This is a genomic window from Streptomyces sp. NPDC037401 (genome assembly GCF_055602345.1).
In genome coordinates, this window is the sequence record NZ_JBVJWO010000034.1 from 61628 (window position 1) to 85696 (window position 24069).

27 protein-coding genes and 3 pseudogenes are annotated in these 24069 nt (G+C 68.9%); 11 read left to right on the forward strand and 19 right to left on the reverse strand.

Features of this window, described 5'->3' with window-relative positions:
• Positions 1-179: 179 nt before the first annotated feature.
• Both ACZ7H1_RS29585 and ACZ7H1_RS29590 read right to left on the reverse strand, forming a co-directional pair.
• A complete protein-coding gene (locus ACZ7H1_RS29585; protein WP_470790880.1) occupies positions 180-1169 on the reverse strand; it encodes an Acg family FMN-binding oxidoreductase in 990 nt (329 codons plus the stop codon).
• A 26-nt stretch (positions 1170-1195) separates the two neighbouring features.
• On the reverse strand, positions 1196-2071 hold the full coding sequence (locus ACZ7H1_RS29590) for a universal stress protein (protein WP_470790855.1): 876 nt from the start codon (positions 2069-2071) through the stop codon (positions 1196-1198).
• Between the two features lie 244 nt (positions 2072-2315).
• Here ACZ7H1_RS29590 and ACZ7H1_RS29595 point away from each other — a divergent pair, with 244 nt between their 5' ends.
• A complete protein-coding gene (locus tag ACZ7H1_RS29595) occupies positions 2316-2735 on the forward strand; it encodes a CBS domain-containing protein (RefSeq protein ID WP_033223198.1) in 420 nt (139 codons plus the stop codon).
• Positions 2736-2759: 24 nt separating this feature from the next.
• Here the strand turns inward: ACZ7H1_RS29595 and ACZ7H1_RS29600 are convergent, their stop codons facing one another.
• The 8 genes and pseudogenes from ACZ7H1_RS29600 to ACZ7H1_RS29635 form a co-directional block, all read right to left on the reverse strand.
• Positions 2760-2981 carry a universal stress protein gene (locus ACZ7H1_RS29600; protein WP_470790881.1) on the reverse strand — a complete coding sequence of 74 codons (222 nt, stop codon included), beginning with the start codon at positions 2979-2981 and terminating at the stop codon, positions 2760-2762.
• Between the two features lie 24 nt (positions 2982-3005).
• Positions 3006-3632, reverse strand: a pseudogene (locus tag ACZ7H1_RS29605) (universal stress protein).
• A gap of 77 nt (positions 3633-3709) precedes the next feature.
• The gene (locus ACZ7H1_RS29610) at positions 3710-4366 is read right to left on the reverse strand and encodes a CBS domain-containing protein (protein ID WP_470790856.1); all 657 of its coding nucleotides are present in this window, start codon (positions 4364-4366) and stop codon (positions 3710-3712) included.
• A gap of 9 nt (positions 4367-4375) precedes the next feature.
• On the reverse strand, positions 4376-5002 hold the full coding sequence (locus tag ACZ7H1_RS29615; protein ID WP_470790857.1) for a CBS domain-containing protein: 627 nt from the start codon (positions 5000-5002) through the stop codon (positions 4376-4378).
• A gap of 12 nt (positions 5003-5014) precedes the next feature.
• The gene (locus ACZ7H1_RS29620) at positions 5015-5620 is read right to left on the reverse strand and encodes a CBS domain-containing protein (RefSeq protein ID WP_470790858.1); all 606 of its coding nucleotides are present in this window, start codon (positions 5618-5620) and stop codon (positions 5015-5017) included.
• A gap of 242 nt (positions 5621-5862) precedes the next feature.
• A complete protein-coding gene (locus tag ACZ7H1_RS29625; protein WP_470790859.1) occupies positions 5863-6039 on the reverse strand; it encodes a BON domain-containing protein in 177 nt (58 codons plus the stop codon).
• Positions 6040-6254: 215 nt separating this feature from the next.
• Positions 6255-6506, reverse strand: coding sequence for an acyl carrier protein (locus ACZ7H1_RS29630; protein ID WP_470790860.1), 252 nt, complete (start codon positions 6504-6506; stop codon positions 6255-6257).
• A gap of 333 nt (positions 6507-6839) precedes the next feature.
• Entirely contained in the window at positions 6840-7535 is a 696-nt protein-coding gene (locus tag ACZ7H1_RS29635) for a CBS domain-containing protein (RefSeq protein WP_470790861.1), read from the reverse strand.
• Positions 7536-7796: 261 nt separating this feature from the next.
• Between ACZ7H1_RS29635 and ACZ7H1_RS29640 the strand changes: the two genes are divergently transcribed.
• Positions 7797-8699: a universal stress protein gene (locus ACZ7H1_RS29640; RefSeq protein ID WP_470790862.1), complete on the forward strand. Its 903-nt coding sequence runs from the start codon at positions 7797-7799 to the stop codon at positions 8697-8699.
• Positions 8696-9556, forward strand: coding sequence for a universal stress protein (locus ACZ7H1_RS29645; protein WP_470790863.1), 861 nt, complete (start codon positions 8696-8698; stop codon positions 9554-9556). Before ACZ7H1_RS29640 ends, ACZ7H1_RS29645 begins: the two co-directional genes overlap by 4 nt.
• A 105-nt stretch (positions 9557-9661) precedes the next feature.
• On the opposite strand, the gene ACZ7H1_RS29650 is transcribed toward ACZ7H1_RS29645, so the two are convergent.
• The gene (locus tag ACZ7H1_RS29650) at positions 9662-10327 is read right to left on the reverse strand and encodes a class I SAM-dependent methyltransferase (RefSeq protein WP_470790864.1); all 666 of its coding nucleotides are present in this window, start codon (positions 10325-10327) and stop codon (positions 9662-9664) included.
• Between the two features lie 380 nt (positions 10328-10707).
• Here ACZ7H1_RS29650 and ACZ7H1_RS29655 point away from each other — a divergent pair, with 380 nt between their 5' ends.
• Positions 10708-10992 carry an SHOCT domain-containing protein gene (locus ACZ7H1_RS29655; RefSeq protein ID WP_470790865.1) on the forward strand — a complete coding sequence of 95 codons (285 nt, stop codon included), beginning with the start codon at positions 10708-10710 and terminating at the stop codon, positions 10990-10992.
• A gap of 64 nt (positions 10993-11056) precedes the next feature.
• Here ACZ7H1_RS29655 and ACZ7H1_RS29660 read toward each other — a convergent pair.
• Positions 11057-12057 (reverse strand): annotated as a pseudogene (locus tag ACZ7H1_RS29660) (phosphoketolase family protein); the annotation flags it as partial.
• Between the two features lie 176 nt (positions 12058-12233).
• Here ACZ7H1_RS29660 and ACZ7H1_RS29665 point away from each other — a divergent pair.
• Positions 12234-13109, forward strand: coding sequence for a universal stress protein (locus ACZ7H1_RS29665; protein WP_470790866.1), 876 nt, complete (start codon positions 12234-12236; stop codon positions 13107-13109).
• A 77-nt stretch (positions 13110-13186) separates the two neighbouring features.
• Here the strand turns inward: ACZ7H1_RS29665 and ACZ7H1_RS29670 are convergent, their stop codons facing one another.
• The gene (locus ACZ7H1_RS29670) at positions 13187-13894 is read right to left on the reverse strand and encodes a response regulator (protein WP_470790867.1); all 708 of its coding nucleotides are present in this window, start codon (positions 13892-13894) and stop codon (positions 13187-13189) included.
• A gap of 263 nt (positions 13895-14157) precedes the next feature.
• Here ACZ7H1_RS29670 and ACZ7H1_RS29675 point away from each other — a divergent pair, with 263 nt between their 5' ends.
• Both ACZ7H1_RS29675 and ACZ7H1_RS29680 read left to right on the forward strand, forming a co-directional pair.
• Positions 14158-14484: an STAS domain-containing protein gene (locus ACZ7H1_RS29675; protein ID WP_470790868.1), complete on the forward strand. Its 327-nt coding sequence runs from the start codon at positions 14158-14160 to the stop codon at positions 14482-14484.
• Positions 14485-14619: 135 nt separating this feature from the next.
• Positions 14620-15108, forward strand: coding sequence for a pyridoxamine 5'-phosphate oxidase family protein (locus ACZ7H1_RS29680; protein WP_470790869.1), 489 nt, complete (start codon positions 14620-14622; stop codon positions 15106-15108).
• An 8-nt stretch (positions 15109-15116) separates the two neighbouring features.
• Here ACZ7H1_RS29680 and ACZ7H1_RS29685 read toward each other — a convergent pair whose 3' ends face one another.
• Positions 15117-16565 carry a sensor histidine kinase gene (locus tag ACZ7H1_RS29685; protein WP_470790870.1) on the reverse strand — a complete coding sequence of 483 codons (1449 nt, stop codon included), beginning with the start codon at positions 16563-16565 and terminating at the stop codon, positions 15117-15119.
• 130 nt (positions 16566-16695) lie between these two features.
• Here ACZ7H1_RS29685 and ACZ7H1_RS29690 point away from each other — a divergent pair.
• Positions 16696-17706 (forward strand): annotated as a pseudogene (locus ACZ7H1_RS29690) (PEP/pyruvate-binding domain-containing protein); the annotation flags it as partial.
• A gap of 279 nt (positions 17707-17985) precedes the next feature.
• Positions 17986-18429, forward strand: coding sequence for a DUF5959 family protein (locus ACZ7H1_RS29695; RefSeq protein ID WP_470790871.1), 444 nt, complete (start codon positions 17986-17988; stop codon positions 18427-18429).
• Here ACZ7H1_RS29695 and ACZ7H1_RS29700 read toward each other — a convergent pair.
• A protein-coding gene (locus ACZ7H1_RS29700) for an IS5 family transposase (protein WP_470790872.1) occupies positions 18409-19199 on the reverse strand; the annotation gives its coding sequence in 2 pieces (ribosomal slippage) (positions 18409-18890 and positions 18890-19199; 792 coding nt in all). The genes ACZ7H1_RS29695 and ACZ7H1_RS29700 overlap by 21 nt on opposite strands.
• Positions 19200-19684: 485 nt before the next feature.
• Between ACZ7H1_RS29700 and ACZ7H1_RS29705 the strand changes: the two genes are divergently transcribed.
• The gene (locus ACZ7H1_RS29705) at positions 19685-21307 is read left to right on the forward strand and encodes an MFS transporter (protein ID WP_470790873.1); all 1623 of its coding nucleotides are present in this window, start codon (positions 19685-19687) and stop codon (positions 21305-21307) included.
• A gap of 183 nt (positions 21308-21490) precedes the next feature.
• Here ACZ7H1_RS29705 and ACZ7H1_RS29710 read toward each other — a convergent pair whose 3' ends face one another.
• The 4 genes from ACZ7H1_RS29710 to ACZ7H1_RS29725 all read right to left on the reverse strand — a co-directional run bounded on the left by ACZ7H1_RS29710 (position 21491) and on the right by ACZ7H1_RS29725 (position 23715).
• On the reverse strand, positions 21491-21892 hold the full coding sequence (locus ACZ7H1_RS29710; protein WP_470790874.1) for a CBS domain-containing protein: 402 nt from the start codon (positions 21890-21892) through the stop codon (positions 21491-21493).
• A gap of 34 nt (positions 21893-21926) precedes the next feature.
• Complete coding sequence (locus tag ACZ7H1_RS29715; protein WP_470790875.1) at positions 21927-22391, reverse strand: cyclic nucleotide-binding domain-containing protein; 465 nt, start codon at positions 22389-22391, stop codon at positions 21927-21929.
• Between the two features lie 629 nt (positions 22392-23020).
• The gene (locus ACZ7H1_RS29720) at positions 23021-23590 is read right to left on the reverse strand and encodes an SPFH domain-containing protein (protein ID WP_470790876.1); all 570 of its coding nucleotides are present in this window, start codon (positions 23588-23590) and stop codon (positions 23021-23023) included.
• The gene (locus ACZ7H1_RS29725) at positions 23587-23715 is read right to left on the reverse strand and encodes a hypothetical protein (protein ID WP_470790877.1); all 129 of its coding nucleotides are present in this window, start codon (positions 23713-23715) and stop codon (positions 23587-23589) included. Before ACZ7H1_RS29725 ends, ACZ7H1_RS29720 begins: the two co-directional genes overlap by 4 nt.
• 87 nt (positions 23716-23802) lie before the next feature.
• On the opposite strand from ACZ7H1_RS29725, the gene ACZ7H1_RS29730 reads away from it, so the two are divergent.
• On the forward strand, positions 23803-24069 hold a 267-nt coding region (locus tag ACZ7H1_RS29730; protein ID WP_470790878.1), incomplete at its 3' end, for a hypothetical protein.

Below are 24069 nucleotides of genomic sequence, written 5' to 3' on the forward strand. Positions count from 1 at the left end.
GGAAGCCCCCTGTCCTGCAGCGAACGAGCCACTCGGACCGTGCACCAGAGCGCTGTCGAAGCCGTTCGGGCAGGCGCCGCGGCCACGGCCCGAGGTATCTATCCAGAGTCATGAGTGCCGAGACGAGCGGCCGATCGCCGAGGCACGTGCCGAGGCACATGACAGCTTCGTCTCCGGTTTCAGCGGATGTCCAGTACCTCGGACACTGGGCGCCGGGGCGTCGCCGGACCCTGCGGTCCGTAGCCGAGCCGGATCACCATCTGGACGTGGGTCATCGCCGAGCCGGGATCGCGCACCGCCCAGCGGAGCGCGGGCCATTCGAGCGGCTGTGAGGTCATGGAGGTGACCAGCCCGTCGGCGGTGGCTTGAAGGAGCACCCGCTGCAAGGCCTGTCCTGCTCGTAGCCAGTCCTCGGGCCTGTCACCCGAAGTACCCAGCAGCACGATGTGCGGATTCTGTTCGAACGTGGCCCATCCGCGCCCAGGAATGCGCCGGGAGCGACCGAAGTCACGCACGACCCCACCGTGACCCGCCTGCTTCGGACCGAAGGCGTCTACGGGGATTCCGTCGGGGCGGGTCTGCCCTTCCGGCGTGCCGGCACGTGTCCACGCCATCGTCTCCGCCGTCATCGCGGGATCGATCTCCTCGCGGTGCTCGGAGTCGTGCACCAGGCCCAGCACCGTGTCGGTGTGCCAAGCGTCCGGCACGGCCAGGCGACACCCTTCGAGAAGAGCGGCGGCTCGCAGATCGTCCAGCAGCGCCGGCGGAATCTCGTCCTCCGCGAAAGGAAATCGGCTGGTGTGACGCCGCCGTATGGCTGGGTGGAGGGCTCCGAGATCCCTGTCCGTGGGCCCGGGTTCCTGGAAGTCGGCAGCGGCCAGCAACCACGGATCGTCCGGGTCGGGCAGCAACCGCACGTTTGCGCCCCAGCCTGCCGAGGCCGCGGACACCCGTAGGTTGAACAACGCGGCGGCGCAGCCCAGGTGGAGGGCACGGTGGTCCGGGTCGGCACGGGGCATGGCACGGCCCGGGTCACCGTGCAGCTCGATGAGCCCGGAGGCCGGTCGGTAGAGGAACTTCCACGGCTGGGCGTTGTGCATGGACGGAGCCGTGACGGCATCCTCGATGAGCGGAACAATCTCTGCCGGGTCCGGAAGTGGTGCGGTCATGGGATTTTCCTGCCTGTGCGGTGTGCTCACTCGTGGGCGATGACGGCGACCGGCGAGACCGCGTGGTGCAACACAGCGTGTGCGATGGGGCCGATGTGAGCGCCGAATGCGGAGTGGCGGATACGGCGGCCGACGACGACGAGGGCGGCGGTGGAGGCCGCGTCGAGGATCTGAATCGCCGGCTGGCCGATGGTGGCCCGGGAGTCGACCTGCAGCGAAGGGTACTTCTCGTGCCAGGGGCTGATCATCTCGTCCAGTGTGGTGACGATGCCGTTGGACATTTCCTGCTCGACCCCGGGGTCGAGAGCCGGTGCATAGCTGAGGATGGGCGGTGGCGACCAGCCGTGGACGACCACGAGCGGGCAGTGGCGGTGGGACGCCTCCTCGAAGGCGAAGGCGAGCAGCTTGTCACAGGGCTGGTGGATGTCCACGCCGACCACGACGGGCCCGCGGTCGCGGGCGCCGTCCGGCGGATTGCCCGCGCGGTCCGCTGACCGGACCAACACGACGGGGCGCGCCGCCTCGGTGACCGTGGCGAAGCCGGTGGATCCGACGAGGAACCCGGCGACGCTGCCGAGCGCGCGCGAGCCGAGTACGAGCATGTCGGAATCCTCGGCGGCGTGCGTGAGCGCCAGGGAAGGCAGCCCGCTCACTCGGCGGGTGTCGACCTTCAACGACGGATGCACGCGGCGCACGTCCTCGGCGGTGTCGCGCAGGACGGCCTCGGCCCACCGTCGACGGTCCTCTGTGGTCGTGACGGGAAGCGGGGGATTCTCCAGCCACTCCTCTGCGTGGACCAGGTCCAGGGAGGCACCGAGGAGCTCGGCTTCATGGGCTGCCCAGCGGGCAGCCGCCGTGCTTTCCGGGGACCCGTCGAGGCCGACGGTCACTCGGTTCGCCATGGCCCGCATCTCCTTCTTCATGGGTCGGCGCTTCCCGCTCAATTCAGCCTGACTGCCCGGCGGCCTCCTGTTGAGGGGCCGGTCGGCCCCCCGTGGGACCGATCGGCCCCCTCTGGCGCGGTGGATTGGGCTGCTCCCCATGGCGCGGAGAAGCCACGCACCCATGATCTCGCGTCGACGAGCGTGGCGCTGGGCCCGAGCCCAGACTGGAGATGGACAGGGATACGCACGTGAGGAGGCAGCCATGACCACCGCACGGGACATCATGCACAGCGGTGCCACCTGCGTACAGGAGACCGAGACGCTCATGGACGCGGCCCGGCGGATGAGCGAACTGGACGTCGGTGCACTGCCGATCTGCGGGCCCGACGACCGTCTGCACGGCATCATCACCGACCGTGACATCGTGCTGAAGTGCCTGGCCAAGGGCAAGGACCCGCACCACATGACAGCCGGGCAGCTCGCGCAGGGCAAGCCGATCACGGTCGACGCGGGCGCCGACACGAGCCAGGTGCTGCAGACGATGCAGGATCACCGGATCCGGCGGGTCCCGGTGATCGCCGATCACCGCCTCGTTGGGATGATCAGCGAGGCCGATCTCGCCAGGCACCTGTCCGAGGAGCAGGTAGGTCACTTCGTCGAGACGATCTGCGCGGAGCGGTAGGCCGCAGCACGTCGTCCTGCGCCGCTATTCGTGCGCGATGACGGCGACGGGCGCCTTGGCGTGGTGGAGGACCGCGTGGGTGACCGGTCCGATGTGCGCGCCTATCGAGGACCTTCGGATGCGGCGGCCGACGACCATGAGACCCGCTTCGGAAGACCTCTCGACGAGCTCAGTGGCGGCGTGCCCGGCGCTCGCGCGCGCAATGGCGCCGACATCGGGGTACTTGTCCCGCCAGGGCCCCAGAATTGTCGCTCAGAGAGCCGTTCGCGCTCATTTCGAGCTGGGCGTGAACTCTCGGATCGTATGCCGCGCCGTATCCCACCAGAGGTGGCAGCGCCCAGTTGTGCCGGACGTGGAGGGCCCGCCGCGCCGCTTCGAAGGCGAAGGCGAAGGCGAGCAGTGCGTCGCACGGCCGGCTGATGTCAACACCCACCAGCAGCTCACGGCTGCGTGCCAGCCGTCGGGGTGCGGCACCGCGTCCTCGCTCGCCCGCACCATGACCACCGGCCGTCCCGTCGCCTGGATGACCGCCATGCCGACGGAACCGAGGACGAAGCCCGTGACGGTGCCCAGTCCCCGGGAACCCAGAACGATCATGTTTGCGTCGTCCGCGACGACGGCGAACTAGGCGGCCGGTCTGCCGTCGAGTGACCGGATGTTGACGTCCAGTTCGCGGTGGCTCGCGCGCAGTTCGTCGGCGATCTCGTTCAGCAGCGCCCGGGCCCAACGGCGGCGCACCTCGCTCGTCGGCACCGGGAGGTCGCGGGGCGATGACCATTCCTCGGCGTGGACGAGGTGGAGCGGCGCCCCTCGCAGGACGGCCTCTCGCGCCGCCCAGTGGGCTGCCGCGAGGCTTTCCGCGGATCCGTCGAGGCCGACGACGATTCGATCGTTCATGGTGGCTTCTCTCGGCAGGGGTCCACACGGGTCAGGGAGGTCGTTTCCGCCCGTGTCGGGGCGGAGCGGCGGCTTCTTCAGGCTGAGTTCGTGTCGTCGATGGCGTATCCGAGATGCTGGGTTACGGAGACCACGCCGTCCACGGTCCGGCAGAGGCGTTCGATGAGCGGGATGAGGCTCCTGAAGTCGACGGTTCCGTGCAGTTCGACCCGGCCGTCGGTGACGGCCACGGTGATGGCCGAGGGGCTCTGACGCACGCCGAGTTCGAGCACATCACTCATGATCTCGTGACGGATGTGCTCGTCGTCCCGGAGGAAGATCCGCAGCAGGTCCCGTCGGCTGACGATTCCGATCAGGACGTCCGAGTCGTCCACGACCAGGAGCCGCTTGACTCCTTGGGCTTCCATCAACCGGGCGGCTTCGGCGACGGTCCAGTCCGGTCTGGCGCACACGGGGGGCGAGGACATCAGCTCCTCGGCGCGCGTTCCTGCGGCCTTGTCCTCCTGCCAGGCCTCCCGTTCGGGAAGAGACCGGAAGTAGTCGCTTTGGCCTGCGGACTTCGGCAGCAGGTCCCGCTCCGAGATCACGCCGAGCGGGTGGCCGGAATGGTCGACGACCGGGACGGCCGACACCTTGTGCTCCGTCAGGGTGCGGGCGATGTCCTTGAAGGGGGCGTTGTTGGGGATCGTGACGACCTCGCGGGTCATCAGCTCGCGGACTTCCCGATGCTTCATGTTCTTCTCCTACCGCTCGGTGGCCGGCCCAGCGCTGACCGACACGTCGTCCTGCTCGTAGTCGAGCCGCTTGACCACGTCCACGACTCCGTCGACGCTCTGGCACAGCCACAGCACGATGGGGACCAGGCTGCGTCGGCCGACGGTCCCGCCGAGGGGCACCAGCCCGTCGGTGACCTCGACGGTCAGCGACGACGGGCTGAGCCCGAGGGTGCGGGTCAGGACGTCTTCGCGGATTTCCTCCTGGATCGCGTGGTCCCTGCGCAGGAAGAGCTGAAGCAGGTCACTGCGGCTGAGGATGCCGATCAGCCGGCCGGCGGCGTCCACCACGGGCAGTCTCTTGACCTGGCGCCCCCGCATGACCCGCGCTGCGCGGACGACGCTCCATTCGGTCCGGGCGGTGATGGCGGGGCTGGTCATGAGATCGGCGGCGGTGTTCGCGCCGTTGCCGGAACTGCGCTTGCGGAGCAGGTCGGCTTCGGAGACGACGCCCACGGGGCGCTCTGCTTCGTCCACCACGGGTACGGCGGAGATGTCGAACTCCTTCAGGAGTCTGGCGATTTCCTTGAACGGGGTGCCGCGCTGGACGCTGACGGCTGTCGGGGTCGTCAGGTCGGCGACGCTGCGGTGCCTCATATTCGGCCTCCTTCACGCGCGGACTTCGGTGTCGAGGCGCACGGCCGTGACGTCCACGACCCCGGGTACGGTGCGCGCGACACGGACCAGCACGTCCTTGAGGGCCGGGTCGGGGATGGAGCCGTCCAGGTGGACGATGCCGTCGGCCACATGGACCTGGACCATGGCCGAGCCGACGGGGATGAGCTCGGCCGTGATCAGCCGGCGGAGGTCTTCGGCGATGTCCGCGTCGGGGCGGAGATAGATCTTGAGGAGGTCGCCCCGGCTGACCACGCCGACGAGGCGGCCGTCGCCGTCGACGACGGGGAGCCTCTTGAGGTGGCCGCGGGCCATCAGGCGGGCGGCGCCGGGGATGGTGGCGTCCTTGGTCACGGTGACCGCCGGTACGGTCATCAGCTGCCCGGCAGTGACTGCGCGGGACTCGTCCGCGCCCTGGGCCTTGAGCAGCAGATCCGCTTCGGACACCACGCCGGCGACCCGTCCTTCCTCCGACAGGACGGGCAGGGCGCTGATCCGCCACTGCCGCATGGCCTCCACGATCTCCTTGAACGGTGCTCTGCGGTCGACGGAGATGACGGCGTGCGTCATCACGTCCTCGACGGTGCGAAGCTGCTTCATGATGCCTCCAGTAGCGGAGTCCTGATACGTCCGAGCGTGGACACCTGTGCCCGTCGGCGGTAGGGCCGTCAGGGGCTCACTTCGGGCTGACCAGCCCTGTTGTCGATCATGTCGGGCGTGCTTTCATGACATTGACGGAAAGAGTCCCTGAGAGGATGCGGAGAAGCGGCTGGCGGCCGTGCACCGCACGATCGGGATCCGCGAGAAGCGGGCGGGCTCTTTCCGCCTTTTGCTGTGAGGGGTCAATGGGCGGCGCGGTCCGGATCGGCAGCCGTCGACAGGTCGTCGACCGCGTAACCGAGCGCCTGGTCCACGCTGACGACCCCGTCGACCGACCGGCACGGTCGTTCCACGACCGGAACGGTGGACCGCTCCTCGACCCGGCCGCTCAAGGAGACGACCCCGTCGTGTACGGTCACCGAGTCTCAGCGGCACTTCGCGCAGGGCCGCCTCCCGGGAGCCCCAACGGGCCGCGGCCCGCTCTCCGGAGAGCCGTCCACGCCGACGGTCACATGGTGCTTCATGGCCAGAATCTCCTTGGGCGGCGCGGGGCCGAGGTCCTCCTTCAGCGTCGCCTGCGGCACGATGACCGAGGAGGGGCCGAGTGGCCCTCTACGGGGCCGACCAGCCCCCGCTACGTCACGGAGGTGCGCGAGGCGATGTAGCCCGCGCTGCCGTCCAGGGTGTTCAAGGCCGGATAGTCGGACTCGGGCAGGGCGAGCCCGGTGCGCTCGCTCAGTGCCTCGATGAAGTTGAGGAAGTCCAGCGAGTCCATCTCCAGGTTGTCGCGGAAGTTCTCGCCCGGCGGGAGCGCCGCCGCGTCGGCGCCGGGGACCACGTCGGTCAGAACGTCCTTGATCAGTACCAGGGCCTCGTCGCGGTTCACAGTTCCTCCGGTCGTTGGAGCAGACGGACAGGGCCGCGAGGTTGGCCGTCTCATGGAACTCGCCTTCGGCGAGATGTTCAGCCCGCCTCCCGGGAGCCCGGACAGCCGGGATCGAGCCCAGTCCCAAGTGAAATCCGTACGGGCCTGCTCGTAGTCCTGGAGCATGAAGGTGGCATCGGGTCCGGACTCTTTGTGGATGATCGAGTGATCCATGGCCGGGTCTCTCCTCGCCTTGGAATCTTCAAGGAGACAGAGTCCACGCTGGATGACGGCCGTAAGCGCGGCGAGCGGTCTTCCGGGCGTCCCCCGGACGGTCCACACCGGACGTCGCGGTCACAGGGACATCCCGAGAGCGCTGCGGTGCAGTGGGGTGAGCTGGGAGTCATCGATGCGGGCCGTCAGGCGGGGGGCTACCGCGACCACACCGTCCAGCTGGTTGGTGAGGCGGATCAGGACCGGAATCTGGCTCCGTCGCTCCAGCCGGCCCTCCAGGGTCACGATGCCGTCGACCACGTGGACGGTGACCGCCTCCGCGCCCAGCCCCATGGTGTCCACGAGTATGTCCGCGACCACGCGGTGTCGTATCTCCGAGTCCGGTCGCAGGAAGAGCCGGAGCAGGTCACGGCGGGTGACGATACCGACGAGGCGGTCCTCGTCGTCCACGACGGGCAGCCGCTCCACGCCTCGGCGGGCCATCAGCCGGGCGGCTCCTGCCGCGGTTTCGTCCGCGTGAACCGTGACGGCTGGTGCGGACATGGCCTCACCAGCGGTGAACGTCACCTCGGATGGGAACACGGCCCCACCTCGGCCGGCACCGGGCTCTTCGCCCATCGGTGGGTGACCGGAGGCTACGCGACCGATCAGGTCGCTCTCGGAGACGACGCCGAGCACTCGGTCCTCGTCGTCGAGGACCGGCAGTCCGCTGATGTCGTGCTGAGCCAGCAGCTTGGCGACATCCTTGAAAGGGGTGGACGTCAGGACCGAGACGACCTCGTCGGTCATCAGGTCTCCGACCTTGATGTGCTTCATGAGGCACCTCCTGCCGTCACAGCGATCCGTCCGGACAGGAAGGCCGGAGGACGCCGATAGCCACGATCCGCCGCATGCCACGAGAGGAGGAGGGCCGAATGGTCCGGAGCCAGGCCCGATCGGACCCGTGCCGCACCCTCGACGCGGTATCGCGTGAACCAGGACCGCTGGTCCCCGCCGGGGACTGGGTCCCCTCCTGGTGGAGGAGCCCGAAGAACCGACCCGAGAGCCGGACCCCTGGCGGCTCTCTGAGGAGGAACCATGGAAGGCACCACGAGCAGCTCTGAACTCGGCGCCGTCATCGTCGGCATCGACGGCTCAGAACCGGCCCGCCAGGCGGCAATGTGGGCAGCGGCGGAGGCCGCACGCCGCGAGCGTCCGTTGCACATCGTGCACGGGTCCGACGCCGACGGCCGGGTCCTCCACGTCTCCGCGAAGAGCATCGAGCGTGTCCGCCAGGCAGGCCGCGAACTGTTGGATGCCACGGCGGCCGCGGTCACCGAGCAGTTTCCCGGCCTGCAAGTCAACCCCGAGTTCAGCCGTAGCGCACCTGACACGAGCCTCCACCAGTCCGCAGGCCTCCACGGCACCATCGTGGTCGGCAGCCGGGGATTGGGCGGTTTCAGCTCCCTCATGCTCGGATCGGTCGGCCTGAAGGTCGCAGCGGGAGCGAAGACGCCCGTCATCATCGTCAGAGGCACCGAGAGCGGCGCCAACACGGGTGCGGTGCTCGCCGCTGTCCGCGACGAACACGACCTCGACTGCGCACGGTACGCCGCACGCGAGGCACGGATCCGCGAGGGCTCGCTGCGGCTGCTGCACGTGTGGAACATCCTGCAGTCCGTCGGCGAGGTCGTGACCCTGCTCGACGACGTGGAGGAAATCGCCAACGAGCAGGTCCATCACCTGAACGCGGTGGCGGACCGGATCCGGGAGGAGTTCCCGGACCTGACCGTGCAGGTGGACGCGGAGAAGAGCACGTCAGTGGCCTCTGTTCTGGTTGAGGCTTCGCGCCAGGCGGACCTGCTGGTGATGGGCGGCCGACGGTCACCCAGCTACCTCGGGCCCACCCTCGGGCGAGTCACGCACAGCCTGGTCCACCATGCCCACTGCCCCGTGCAGCTCATTCCGCGCCACACGGACAAGCACGGGAGCGAATCGTGAGCGACGCGGGTGAACACCAGGAGATCGTCGTCGGCATCGACCCGGCCAGGGACTGGCGTCTGCCCGTGGCCTGGGCGGTGGACGAGGCCGGGCGACGCCGGCTACGGCTGCGACTCGTCGTAGCCGTACCTCCCCAGCACGACACGCAACACGTCGACGACACGCCGCGCAGCATCGCCCTGCACCAGGAGGCCTCGGACGCCCTCGGCGCGGCTGCCGCCTGGAGCAGGGAGCGACACCCGGAGGTCGAAGCGGTCGTGGATCTCGTCGAGGGGTTCCCCGCTCCGGCGATCGGTCGACTGTCGAGGCGGGCCCGCATGATCGTGCTCGGCTCCCGTCACCTGAGCCGGACCTCGGAGTTCCTCAGCGCCGGCTCCCTGGTCGTCCCCGTCAGTGCGCAGGCGCAGTGTCCGGTCGTCGTCGTGGGCGACGCCGAGCACGTCACTCAACAGCCGCCCTACCTGGTGGTGGGCATCGACGGAAGCGAGTCCTCGAAGGCGGCCCTTGCGATTGCGTTCGAAGAGGCCGACCTGAGGGGGGCCAAGCTGCGCGCCGTGTCGGTGTGGCAGCCACCGCCGTTCCTGCACCACGACGAGGAGGCCGCGCTCCAGGGGCAACGACGCATGCTGTCCGAGACGACGGCAGGTTGGTCGCAGGAGTACCCGGACGTCGTGTTGACGCACGAGGTGCTGACAGGGCACCCGGTGGAGGAGCTCGCCGGTGCCGCCGAGCACGCCCTCGCCGTGGTCGTGGGCCGTCGAGGCAAGGGCGGCTACACGGGGATGCGACTCGGATCAGTCGTCCACGGGTTGCTGCACCGGGCGCACTGCCCGGTGATCACGGTTCCCGTGCGGTGAGGACTGCGTGACGACGCCCGCCGCCTGGTGCACCGAGCGTCGTGCGGTACGACAGAAGTCGAACCGGAACCCGAGATCGGGCAGCGCTGAACCCTCAGGCGGTACTCACCGAGGTACGGTCTGCGTAACACGCCACAGCCGCCGGGGGAGGCCGCCCTCCTCGAAGGCGGCGACCTCGTCCAGAGTCCAGCTTCTGGCGAGGGCGTCGACCAGGTCGCGGCGGAAGAAGTGGACGGCGAAGCCGCCGTGTTCCCAGATGTCGTCTCCGTGCCCGGCACCGGCCTGGTAGTGGGCGTCCCCGGTGTGACGGACGGTGTAGACGAAGACTCCACCCGGCCGCAGTACCCGTCGCACCTCGGCGACCAAGGCGTGGATCTCTCGGGTGGACAGCGCCATGCAGAGCAGCATGTGCGCGAACACGGCATCCACCGAGGTGTTCGCGAGCGGCAGAGGCTCGCGGACGTCGTGGACCGCTGTGGTGACCCGCCCCGCGACGTCTTGGGCCGCGGCGGCTTCGCGCAGCTGCTCCAGACCCGCCGGGCTGAAGTCAGTGGCCAATACGGAGAATCCCTGGCGGGCGAAGTACAGCGCATCACGGCCGTGGCCGGCACCCAGCTCCAGCACCTTCCGGGCACCGACGGTCCTGAAGACGGCAGCGGCATGGATCGCTGGATCGGACGGCTCCTCGCCGTACATGCCGGGATGATCGCCGTAGGTCTGCTGCCAGTGCGCACGCTGAACATCGGCCGGCCCCTGCTCCGACTCCGACACGTTGACGCCCTCCTCACCAGGCCGACATCGAACCGAGCGGCCCCCGCCAGGCCACCCTAGAGGGACACCATGTCGTCACCGCGCCCGCCCGCTGCGCCACGGCCGTCATTGCTGTCGATACTCGGCTTCTGGCACAACTTCTGTGGTGAAGAACCGACCTTGCGGTGGCGCCCAGGGCGGGAAGGTGTGCTCATTGCGGCCTCCGTTCGGTTCCCCGCTTCCCGTCTGGGGGGCAGACACGGTCATGGGCATGGGCCTATCGGCCCTGGTCCTGACCCCGAGCGGCCCATGCCCGGACGACACGGGGCGACGGACAGTGAGGACATGGGGGACATGCCCTGCGGGCCGTGTCCCAGATCATCGCAACAGGAGCGTGAGCCATGTTCTGGTACGACCACGGAATGGGCGGATGGGGCTGGGTCGCCATGTCGTTCAGCATGGTCCTCCTCGTGGCCCTGGCCATCGCGGGAGTCGTGCTGCTCCTCCGCAGTGTCGACCGTTTCCCCTCGGGCCCAGTGCAGCTCCCGGCTGCGCCTTCCGCCAAGCAGGTGCTCGCCGAACGGTTCGCCCGAGGCGAGATCGACGAGGAAGAGTACGAACAGCGTCTGACGGCACTGCGTGCGCACGGACCGGGTCAAGGCCAGCCTGGATCGGGAGAGAACTGAACCCATCCTTCCGGGAGGGTGGCAGGCCGCGACGACGTGCAGCACTGGTCCCCGTGCTGATCAGTTCCTCGTGGGGCATGAGCCGGGCGATGTCGACGACGTTGACGACGCGGACGGCCAGCGAGGGGAGGTCGGGTTCGTGGGAGCCGTGGTCGGTTCCCGCCCACTCCCAGACGCCTGCGCCGCGCGTCACGTGGGTGCGGGCCTCGTCGATCGGCAGCCAGTCGAAGCAGGGCTGCTTGCCGGCGACGATCACGTTCACCTGGTCGCGGCTGCGCAGGGCGTGATCGGCCACGGCGAGCAGGGTGTTGGCGTCCGGCGGGAAGTAGGCGCGTACGACTTCGGGGCTCTTGTTGAGGACGTGGTCGACGAAGCCGGGGTCCTGGTGGGAGAAGCCGTTGTTGTCCTGGCGCCAGACGTGCGAGGTGAGCAGGTAGTTGAGGGAGGCGATGGGCGCGCGCCAGGCAGCTCGCGCGAGGTCTTCAGCCATTTGATGTGCTGACCGACCCGTGATGCACCTGGGCCGGGTCGCTGCCGTTCACGTACAGGTCCGGTCTCCGCCTCGCCGTCGCCGATGACGCAGGCGACCAGCAGGCCGGGGTGGTCGAAGGCAGCTCCGTAGGCGTGGGCGAGGGAGTAACCGAGCTCGGCGCCCTCGTGGATGGAGCCCGGCGTTTCCGGTGCCACGTGGCTCGGCACGCCGCCGGGGAACGAGAACTGCCGGAACAGCGTGCCCATACCCGTAACGTCCCGCGTGATGCCGGGGTAGGTCTCGGTGTATGTGCCCTCCAGCCAGGAGTTGGCGAGGACGGCGGGGCCGCCGTGGCCCGGACCCCAGATGCACAGGGCGTCCAGGGACCGCTCCTTGATCACGCGGTTGAGGTGGGTGTGGACGAGGTTCAGGCCGGGGGTGGTGCCCCAGTGGCCGAGCAGCCGCGGCTTGATGTGCTCGGGCCGCAGCGGCTCGGTGAGCAGGGGGTTGTCCATGAGGTAGATCTGGCCGACTGCCAGGTAGTTGGCGGCGCGCCAGTGCGCGTCGAGGTCCGAGATGGGGTGCGCGGTCATGTCCGCTCCTCCGTGCAGCGGTCCGGAACGTTCGTCGACTGAGCCGATCCCGGCACTCTGCACCGCCCGGCTTCCGTCCGCGAGGGTGGGTCCAGCGCCGCTGGCTCCCCCGGTCGGTGCCGCTCCCCCTGCCGCCCGACCCCGATGCCGCACGCATCAGTACGGAGGACAGACCTGTGAAGCGCACTCTCGTCGTCGGAGTGGACGGTTCCCCGGAAAGCCGGGCCGCTGCCGACTGGGCCGCGCGGGAAGCTGTGCGCCGCGACCTGCACGTGCATGTGGTCCACGCCTGGCTGTGGCAGCCGCTCGCACTCCCGCTCGTCCAGGACCGCGACACCGAAGCCCGGCGTGCCGAGGACATCCTGAGGGAAGCCGAGAGAGAGCTCACCCACCGGTACCCGGGGCTCGCCGTCACCGCGGAAGTGCTCTCCGACGCGGCGGTGCCGGCTCTGCTGCACGCCGCAAAGGGAGCGGAACTGCTCGTTCTCGGCACTCGCGGGCACAGTGCGCTGGTCGGCTTCCTGCTCGGCTCGTACGGTCAGCAGGTGATCGCCGCAGCGGGGTGCCCCGTGGTCTCCGTACGCTCCGTGCACGGCCCGCCGGTGGCCGTGCCGGAGGAGGGCGAGGTCGTCGTGGGCCAGCAGGGCGGCGTGGAGGAATCCGCCCAGGTTCTGCGCATCGCCTTCGAGGCGGCCGCCACACGCAAGGCCCCGCTCCGTGCCGTCCGCGTCTGGAGCCTGCCCCCGGTCTACGGCCACAGCCCCGGATCGATGTGGATCGCCGAGCAGTTCGGTGGCCTGGAGCAGTACGAGAAGGCCGCGCTGGAGCAGGCGCTGGAGCCGTGGCGGCTGAGGTACCCCGAGGTGGACGTCGTCGAGCACGTGGAGCGGGGCAGCGCCGGCCACGTACTGCTGACCGCATCGTCGGGCGCGCAGCTCCTCGTCGTCGGCCGTAGGGTCCGCGAGTCGTCGGTGGGGGCGCGCATCGGATCCGTGGCCCATGCGGTCCTGCACCACTCGGCCTGTCCGGTCGCGGTGGTCCCGCACTCCTGACCGGGCCGGGGGAGCGAGAGGGGGCGGGGTAGGCGACTGTACGGCGCACCCTGCCCTGCCCACCGCCGCGGCGCCCACTATTCGGCGGCTGGGACCGGGTGGCGGCTCGGAGGGGTCAGCGCGTGACTGGCGATGACCGCGGCCTGGACACGACGCTCCACCCCCAGCTTGATGAACAGCCGCGAGATGATGTTCTTCACCGTCTTCTCCGCAAGGTACATCCGCTTGCCGATCTCCCGGTTGGTGAGCCCCTCGCTGACCATGACGAGAATCTCCTTCTCCCGGTCGGTGAAGCCCGGCAGACCGGGGACCTGCTCCTCCTTGGGGACGTCCCCGCGCATCCGGGCCATGAGACGAGTCGTGGCGCCCGGGTCCAGCATGGACTGGCCGGACGCGACGGTACGGACGGCAGTGACCAGGTCGGTGCCGGTGATCTGCTTGAGGACATAGCCGGAGGCCCCCGCCATGACGGCGTCCAGCAGCGCCTCCTCGTCGTCGAACGACGTGAGCATCAGGCAGGCCAGTTCGGGCATCCGCGAGCGCAGCTCCCGGCACACGCTCACCCCGTCGCCGTCCTGGAGCCGTACGTCCAGCACCGCCACCTGGGGGCGCAGCGCGGGGATGCGGATCAGCGCCTGTTCCGCCGTGCCCGCTTCACCAACCACGGTGAGGTCGGGCTCGGCGTCCAGCAGGTCGTGCACCCCGCGTCGCACGACTTCGTGGTCGTCGAGGAGGAAGACCGTGATCGGCGTCTTGGCGGGAGAGGGGGCACCGCTGTCGGTCATGACGCAACTCCTTCGCCGGGTTCGTCCTGGGCACACGAACTTCAGCATCCTGCCTTCCGGACGGGCCCAAAGGACAGGGCCGATCGGCCCTCATCGGTCCGTACTCGGCCCGGCGGGGGCCCGGTCGGCCCCCCCGAAGAGGGACCTTCGGTCCCGTCCGGAGGGCCTGCCGGACCTTCCCGGGTGCGCCCGGCACCGGTTGAACTGATGGCGCACGGGGAACGGCGCGACTCGACGGAGCCGCTCGCAGCGCGGAGGATCCCATGACGACCGCCTTGATCGACCTGAAGACCATGGCATGTGATGAGCGCGGTCTGGAAGTGATCCTGTCCGGGGAGCTCGACCTCTACACGGCAGAGCAGGTAGAGCCGCGCCTCCACGAACTCGCACGAGCCGGCCACCGGAACCTGATTCTGGACCTGTGTGGTCTCTCCTTCTGCGACAGTGCCGGAATCGACCTCTTCATCCGTCTGAACCGCCGCTGCAGTGGGTCGGGAACGCGACTGCTTCTTTGCGACGTGCCGGCCCCGCTGGTCAAGTCGATGCGGGTGCTGGGTGCCGACAGAGATCTCCGGCTCGTCGTCAGGTGACCACGATGTCGTCCGAATCCGGAGCCCTGATGTGGACCGTTCGGCCCTGGCTCCCTCTCCGCTTCGGGAGGGAGGCTGGTGCATCGCAAGCCTCAAGGACCGATACCGATGTGGGACTCGACGAAGGTGTGCATCATGGACCAGGACGGCCCGCATTACGCCGACGGCCAGGTCCGTCATACGACGCCTGCCCGGCTCATTCGGGAGCTGGACAGGGCCGAGGCGCTCCGGCTGGTGTCGCTGGGACGCATCGTCTTCACACAGCACGCCTTGCCCGCCGTCCGCCCGGTCAACCACCTCGTCGAGGGCGGGGACATCATCGTACGGATCCACGACGACAGTGCTCCCGCCTCCCTCGTGGCACCCGCCGACGTTTCCAGTGTGGTGGTCGCCTATGAAGCGGATGCCATAGACCCCGACACGCATCTCGGGCGGAGCGTGGTCGTCACCGGCTACGCGAGCCCGGTGTCCGATGCCGACGTTTTGCGCCCCTGGGTCGCGCAGCCCATGACCGGAGCTCTGCGGATCCACCCCGATCTCGTCACCGGATTTTGGCTGGAGGCGGAGGCGGAGGCGGAGGCGGAGGCGGCGCGGCCCGCGTCGGCCGCTTGGGGCCGGTCGTGACCACGACGTCAGCCCCCGGTGGGCAGCGGCGCCCGCCATACGAGCCCGCTGCCTCCATCGTCGGGCGTGTCGACGGTGAAGGTCCCGCCCAGGCCCTCGGCCCGCTCGGCGAGGTTTCGCAGGCCGCTCCTACGTCCCTGCGTCGGAATACCCTTGCCGTTGTCCGAGACGGTCAGCATGATCTCCCCCTTCGCGGCCTTGAGGATCACGCCGACGCGGGTCGCCTGCGCGTGGCGGGCCGTGTTGCCGAGGAGCTCGCCGAGCACCGCCATGACGTGGTCGGCGGTCTGCGGCGGTACGTCCGTGTCGAGCAGGCCCTCCATGCTCAGGCGCGGCGGATGGCCGAGAGTGGTGGCTGCGTCGCCGACGGCACGGGCGGCGCGCGCCCGCAGACCGGGGCCGCTCTCACGGTCCTTTGTACGGAGCCCGAAGATCGTCGAGCGGATGATCTTGATGGTTTCGTCCAGGTCGTCGACCGCCCGGCCGATCCGCTCGGCGGCTCCTTCGTGCTCCACGAGCCGGGCGGCGCTCTGCAAGGTCGTCCCGGTGGCGAAGAGCCGCTGAATGGCGAGATCGTGCAGGTCCCGGGCGATCCGGTCACGCTCCTCCAGCAGGGCGATCTGCTCGGTGTCCCGTCGCCGCTCCGCCAGCTCCAGGGCCAGCGCCGCCTGGCCGGCGAAGGCGACGAGCGGCTCCAGTTCTCCTTCGCCGAACGCCGGCTCGCCCACCGGGCGGGCGAGCAGCAAAACACCCCTGCTCTCTCCGGCAGCTGTGCCCAGCGGCACCGCCAGGCGGGAGCTGCCCGACAGGAGGCTTTCGGTGATCTCCGCGTTGGCCTTGAGCCACCGCTGCCGGCGCTGCGATCCCTCGTAGAGCCGCGCGTTGTCGATCGCCACGCCCGCCGCCACCGAGAGGGTGGAGATCACGGTCTCGTCCTCGGTGTCGAAGTCGATCCCGCCGCGTTTGTCGGTCAGGTAGAGGTTGCCGAACACCTCGTCGCGGACCCGGATCGGCACGCCGAGGAACGTGCGCATCGGCGGGTGGTGAGCCGGAAAGCCGTAGGAGGAGTGCGCGCCCAGATCGGTCAGGCGCAGGGGCTCCGGGTGGTGGATGACCTCCCCGAGCAGGCCGTGGCCAGCCGGCAGCGGGCCGATCTCAGAGATCTCCTTCTCGGTGAGCCCCACGGTCAGGAACTGCGAGAGCGTGCGGCCGTCGGGCCCGATGACGCCCAGCGCGCCGTATTCGGCGTGGACGAGCAGCGCGGCCGCCTCCACGATCCGCCGCAGCACCTGGGCGAGATCCAGCTCCCGCCCCACCGACACCAGGGCCTCCAGCAGGCTGTGCACCCGGTCCCGGGTACCGCGCACCGCATCGATGCGTACTTGGAGCTCGTCGAGCAGCTCATCCAGCCGGATCCGCGGAACTTGACTCAACGGATCCCCCACACTCACGCGCATCTCATCCGGTTGCCCGTCCCGTCCGGTTTCAGCGTATCGACATGCCCCGGTCTTGAGGGACGTCGTTGCGCGTCGATGCCGACCGTGACTGACTTGATCGCAGCACGACGATGAAGGACTGGTGGAGGTCATGGGCTCCTACGTTTACGACTTCGCCGAGGGGGGCCGGGGCATGGCCGATCTCCTCGGAGACAAGGGCGCGAACCTTGCGGAGATGGCTCGTATAGGCCTGCCCGTTCCGCCCGGCTTCACCATCACAGCCGAGGTCTGCCGCGTCTTCCTGGCCACCGGCGAACCGCCGGAGGGCTTGCACCGCGAGGTCGGCAAGCACCTGGCAGCGCTGGAGCGGGCTGCCGACAAGCGGCTGGGGCAGGTGGACAACCCCCTGCTGTTGTCGGTCAGGTCGGGGGCGAGGCGCTCCATGTCGGACACGATGGAGACCATCCTGGACATCGGCCTGAACGACCTGTCCGTGCTCGGATTGGCCAAGGGCGTCGAGCGGGACCGGTTCGGCTGGGATTCCTACCGTCGTCTCGTGCAGATGTTCGGGAGCGTGGTCATGGGCGTCGAGGGGGCACTGTTCGAAGACGTACTCCGACGAATCCAGGTGCAGCACCGCGTCGTGGACGACTCATACCTGGACACCTGTGACCTCATCCGGGTCGTCGAAACGTTCAAGGACCTCATTCTTGAACGCACCGGGAGTGCGTTTCCGCAGGATCCGGCTGAGCAGCTGTGGCAAGCGATCCTCGCCGCGTTCCGGTCTCGGGACGGCGAGCAGGCCGGCCTCCACCGGCACCGCGAACGCATTCCGGACGACCTCGGAACGGCAGTCACCGTCCAGAGGATGGTCTTCGGCAACTTCGGAGCCGACTCGGGCAGCGGGGTCGCGTTCAGCCGCGATCCGGCTACTGGCCGTCCCGGTCCGTACGGCCACTACCTGCCGAACGCCCAGGGCGAGGAAGGCGCCTCGGGCACACGCACCGCCTTGCCGCTTCTGGAGCTGGCCACGCTGGACCCGGACTCGTTCGACCGCTTGCGCGGGTGCATGGAGCAGCTGGAGGCGCACTACCGCGACCTGTGCGATGTCGAATTCACGATCGAGCACGGCACCCTGTGGATGCTCGAGGTCCGAGTGGGCGGACAAGGTGGCTGAGCGGCGCCGCGGCGAGTCGGCGCCAGCCTCGACTCGGCGGTGTACTTCCGGACCCCAAGCTCCATGACGTGCCGGCGTGGACATCGGGTGGTGTCTACCCCGGCAGTAGCAGCCTGGCGTCGGCCAGGGGCGCTGTCCGTGCGGCGACGGCCCTAAGAACTCCTAACAGAATGATCTTTGACGCGTCAGCGTCGGTCTGTGAGTCCTGCATGATGACCGTGATCGTCTTGGGTTTCGGGAGGACGCGTGGTTGAGGGAAGCGGGGTGGACTTGATCTACCTGGTCGACGGGGACAGCAGCGTCCGGCTGCGAGTGCTGGGCCGGCACAGGCCGGGAGAGACTCCGTACAACGATTACCTCGACGCCGAGGCCGTCGTCACAAGTGGCTTCGCCAACGGGCGCCTGGAGATGCGCCTGTCACCCGAGGACATGGACGACTGGTCTGCGGCCCTGGACGAGCTCTCGGCCGGCAGGGGCGTCCGCTGGCTGCGCAATACCGAGATCCAGATTGAGATTGACCGTCAGTTCTCTGTGCCCGTGCCCATCGTCACGGTGACAGACGACAACGAGTCAATCTCTTCGGTCCGAGTCTGGTTGGACGTGGGCCACGGCTGGGTCGATGACCTGCGCAAACAGTACGAGCAGGTGCGGAGGGCCTGGCCGAACGAGAGGGTGACATCGCCGCGGTCAGATAGCTTCCGGCAGTGAACGGGCCAGCCGACGCCAGCAGATCAGAGAACAGCCCAAGCTGAGGAGGGCTTCGTGGATGTCGTCGCGAATCTCCCAGCGGATCCGTAGGCGGCGAAACCAGTGCAGGTGGGCGAAGGCGCGCTCGACGACCCAGCGTTGGGTGCCGAGGCCGGAGCCGTGTTCGGTGCCCCGTCGGGCGATCAGCGGCTTCACACCAAGTCCCCAGACCAGGCGACGGTACTTGTCGTGATCGTATCCGCGGTCAGCGAGGACGGTGTCCGGGCGACGACGCGGCCGGCCACGCTTGCCCCGCACCGGCGGCACTGCTTCGAGCAGCGGGATGAGCTGGGTGACGTCGTTGCGGTTGCCGCCGGTCAGCGTGACCGCAAGCGGGATGCCGGTGGCGTCGGTGATCAGATGGTGCTTGCTGCCCGTCCTGCCCCGGTCAACAGGGCTTCGTCCTGTCTTGGGGCCCCTTTTAGCGCCCGGATGTGAGACCCGTCGACCGCCGCCCGGGAGAAGTCCAGCATGTTCGCATTGCGGAGCCTGGCCAGGAGGATTGCGTGGAGCCGGGGCCACACACCGGCCGCGGACCACTCGGCGAGACGACGCCAGCACGTCATGCCGGAACCGAAGCCGAGCTCCTGCGGCAGGTGTTCCCAGGCAATCCCGGTATGCAGCACGAACAGGATGCCCTGGAACACCAGCCGGTCCGGATGCCGCTTACGCCCCGGATGCCGGACTCGACGCACGACGTTCGGCAGCAGCGGCTCGATCACCGCCCACACTCGTCATCGACATCCCACGGCTTCGGCCGAGCCACCCCACACCCCCGGATCATCAGTTCCGGGCTGATCCAACCGCCTCAAAGATCATTCTGTTAGGAGTTCTAAGCCGAACCGGGGGTCGGGACTTCCTGCTCGCCTCGTGCGTCCACGGCGTGGCCCCCGAAGTTCCAAGCCGTCTGTCATGGCGGTCGACCTGTGGCCCGCTGCCTACGGCTGAGCCTGCGTCGAACTTCTTCATGGCATCCTCGCCCAGTGGCTGACGCTGGATCAGTCGTTGTGCATGGTGCCAGCATGCAGGCCGTTGGCCGGCCGGGATGAGTCACCCCGAGTGCGGCACGTCGCACCCGCCGTGGGGCAGAAGCATCCGGCTTCGGGGGCCGGGCGGGGCGGCCGTCAGCCCGGGTGCGGTCCCGTCATGCCGCTGTCCGGTTGATTGCCCGGCGGGTCGGCCCGTGGGGCCTTCGGGCGGCTGGGAGCATGCGTCCATGTCATCACGGGCAGGCACGGCCGAGAGTTCGGCGTCGGCGAAGTCGCGAATCGTCCTGGTGACGCTCGCGGCCGGTCAGTTCCTGATGGCGCTCGACAGCTCCGTCATGAACGTCTCCATCGCCACGGTGGCCGAGGACGTGGGCACGACCGTGACGGGCATCCAGGGCGCGATCACCGCCTACACCCTCGTGATGGCGATGTTCATGATCCCCGGCGGCAAGGTCGGGGCGCTGATCGGCCGTAGACGCGCGTTCATGATCGGCTGCTGCATCTACGGGGCCGGATCCCTCACCACGGCGCTCGCACCGAACCTGACCGTGCTGCTGCTGGGCTGGTCGTTCCTGGAGGGAATCGGGGCGTCACTTATCCTGCCCGCGATCGTCGCGCTGGTCGCCGGCAACTTCGCCGTCGAACGCCGCCCCGCTGCCTACGGACTGGTCGTTGCGGCAGGGGCGATCGCGATCGCGGTCGGGCCTCTCATCGGCGGTGTCGCGACGACGTACTTCTCCTGGCGGTGGGTCTTTGCCGGGGAGGTCGTGGTGGTGCTCGGAATCCTCGTGCTCGCGCGCCGCATCGCGGACGCCCCGCCCGGCGAACGCCGGAGCATCGACTTCGTGGGCGCGGTCCTCTCCGCGCTGGGGCTCGGGATCTTCGTCTACGGGGTGCTGCGGTCCGACGAATGGGGCTGGTTCCAGCCGAAGCCCGACGCGCCCGCGTGGCTCGGGGTGTCGCTGACGACGTGGCTGATGCTGGCGGGTCTGGCGCTGCTCTGGCTCTTCCTCCGATGGGAGGCCAAGGTCGTCGAGCGGAGCCGGGATCCCCTCGTCGATCCCGGCATGCTGCAGAACAAGCAGCTCACAGGCGGCCTGACGATGTTCTTCTTCCAGTACCTCGTGCAGATGGGCGTGTTCTTCGTCGTCCCGCTCTACCTGTCCGTGGCCCTGGGCCTGTCGGCGCTGGAGACCGGCGCCCGCCTCCTGCCGCTCTCGGTGAGCCTGTTGGCCGCCGCGACCCTGATCCCGCGCTTCCTCCCCGACGTCTCGCCCCGGCGAGTGGTGCGGCTCGGGATCCTTGCGCTGCTCGCGGGAGCGGTGGTCCTGATGGCCGCGCTCGACGCGGACGCCGGCGCGGAAGTCGTCACCATCCCCCTCCTGCTGATCGGGCTCGGCATGGGGGCGCTGGCCTCCCAGCTCGGGTCGGTCACCGTGTCCGCGGTGCCACAGGCGCAGAGCGCTGAAGTCGGCGGCGTACAGAACGCCGTCACCAACCTCGGCGCCTCCATCGGTACGGCCCTCGCTGGATCCATCATGATCGCCGCGCTCACGACGTCCTTCCTGACCTCGATCGAGGCGAATCCAGCGGTCCCGGACAGCGTCACGAGCCAGGCGACCGTCCAGCTCCAGAGCGGCGCACCGTTCCTGTCCGACGCCCAGCTCGAGACCGCCCTCGACGAAGCGGGCGTGAACCCCGAGCTGTCCCAGGCGGCGGTGGACGCGAACGCCGAGGCCAGGCTGGACGGCCTGCGCGCGGCGCTCGCCATCCTGGCCCTGGCCGCGCTCATCGCCCTGTTCTTCACCCAGCGGATCCCATCGACCCAGCCCCGCTCGCCGGAGCCGTAGCCACTGCCCGCGGGCGGCCGCCCGCCCGCCAACCGGTGCGCAGGGCCTCCTGCGGGCGGGGGAGATCCGGCGGGCACCACCGCGCGCACGCGGGGGCAGGGCCGGGCGCCGCGTGGTCATTGTCGCGAGAACGGTTGAAACGCACCCCTGGAGACAGGGGCCAGGCCGCTCTCCGTGAGTCGTTCAGGCAGCCGCCGCGGCTCCTGAGAGCTCCATCCGCACGTCCACGACCCCTTCGACGGCGCGGACGGATCGCGCGACGAGAGGGACCAGGGCGTGGTTGTGGACGTTGCCCCGGAGGGTTACCACGCCATCCTCGACCGAGCAGTCGATGTGGCCGCCGGCCTTCGACGCCTCGTCGATCTGCTTGGGCAGCCGCGGGTCGTCCTGCCGCAATTCCTCCTTGGGTAACAGATCGGCCTCGGAGACCACGCCCACGACGCGTCCCTCGCCCTCCAGGACCGGCAGGGCGCTGACCTTCCACTGGTTCACCAGCTCGACGATCTCCTTGTACGAGGCCTCACGGCCGACAGCGACGGCCGTATGCGCCATCACGTCGGCGGCGGTGTAGCGGATTGCGGGCATGACCGGCTCCTCGGATGTTCCTGGTCCGGGCGGCTCACAGCCTGCTGCCGCTCCCGTGGGGGGCATAGCGGTCGAGCAGACGGATCCGGGCGGCGAGCAGTCGGTGGGCGAGTACCTGGCCCACCCAGTGGCCGATCGCGGACCCGAAGGCCGGGTCGGCGTCCATCATCATCCTCACGGCTGCGGCGTCGAACTCGTCGGTGCGCACCGGGGTCATCGCCTCGGCGCCGAATTGCCAGGTGTACGGGCGGAACAGCCAGGACCAGCCGACCAGCTCACCGGCACCGAGACTCTCGATCACCGCCGGGTTGCTGCCGGGAACCTGGACGTCGAGGGTGACTGTGCCGGTCCGCACGATCCAGAAGCGGTCGGCACGGCCTCCTTCGGTGAAGATCCGCGCTCCCTCTTCGAAGTTCACGTCATGGGCGACGCTCATCATCCGTGCCCGGTACTCCGCCGAGAGTGCGGCCGAGATCCGCAGGGGGGAAGGGGTGCTCATGGCGGCCTCCGTTCGGTTCCGTGTCCAGTTTCACCCCGCGCATCCTCGTTGGGCATGGGCCGACCGGTCCCACAGATGGCCCGATCAGACCCCTGCGACGACACTCGAGGCCCTCCCGACTTCGATGACACGACCCCGCGTTTGGGGACACCCCGCCCGGCAAGGGACCGAACGGTCGGCCGAAGGGGACAGGGTGGCCCCTGTTTCGAAGCGGCCTGTCTCGTCGAATCGTGTCAGGACGACGTGTGCCGGGCTGATGTCCCGCATCCGGCGGAGATCAGCACCCTCGGATGCCGTTGCTGTCTGGCCTTGGGATGCGAAAAGGGCGACAGTCATGATGATGATCATTCGGAGTCTCGGAGAAGGCCGGTACGAGGTCTCCGAGGGCAACCTCGACCGGTCAACGAGCTGGATTCCGAGCTGCGTTCGGCCGCCTGCGCGCGCAACGAGGTGGCATTCACCTCTGCGTTGTCCGGCCGTCTGACGCGGTGCGCACGCTGGGCATTCCCATGCCGGAGGAGGACGGGACGCCGCCTGACTTGGTGGTGCCCGATCAGGGAGCCATCGTGCGGGGGCTGAGAGCACTGTTCGACCTCAGGGGGCCCATCCCGCAATGACGGTCTCCGCTGTCACACGGACTCGGCAGCCCCGTTCGTCAGAGGCGGGACGGGGACGGTCTTGCCCATGTCCACGAGTGTGGTGGTCTCGCATGCGGCAGCGGCAGTTTCGCGGGCGAGGAAGGCGCCGAGCCCACCAATGGTGCTCATGAGGGGCGCCGGGGAGACCACGGTGCTGTTCTTGTCCACTCCGATGTCCACCAGGTTCTGCAGATTGCGCAGTTGCAGGGCGAGCGGGTGGGTCATAGTGATGTCGGAGGCGTCACCGAGTGCCGCGGCAGCCATCGATTCGCCCTCGGCGCTGATGATCTTGAGCCTCTTCTCGCGTTCGGCTTCTGCCTGGCGGGTCATGGCGCGCTTCATGCTGTCGGGCAGCTGGATGTCCTTCAGCTCGGCCAGGGTGACTTCCACGCCCCAGTCGGTGGTGGTGATGTCGAGGATCTTGCGGATGTCGATGTTGATGCGGTCGGTCTCCGACAAGGTCTCGGCGAGGGTGTGCTGGCCGACGACCTTGCGCAGTGTGGTCTGCGCGATCTGGTTGATGGCCGCGCCCACGTTCTCGACGGCGACGACCGATTTCACGGCGTCGACGACGCGGAAGTAGGCGACTGCGAAGCGTCGACGCTGACGTTGTCCCGGGTGATGATCCCCTGGGACTGGATGGGCATGGTGACGATCCGCAGCGACACGCGGTGCAGGACGTCCACGAACGGCACGATAAGCCGCAGCCCCGGGTGCCGATCAGCCGACCGAACCGGAACAGCACACCCTTCTCGTACTGCCTGACGATCTTGATGGCCATCGCTAGCCCCACCAGGGTCACCACGGCCACGACGATTACAACGAAGATCCAAACTCCCACGGTACTGCTCTTCGGAACGAGGACCACCTCATGCCCGCGCGAGATCCCTGAGCGCAGGCGGAAAGGGGAGACTGCCCCGCCCGCAGGGCTGCACGGGTCTGCTAAGACGTCGTTTCTGATGGCGGAATCGCTCGTTGAGCCGTGCATGACGGATCTGATCGAGCGGTTGGTGCCGGACGAGTTGTGGACGCTGTTCCGG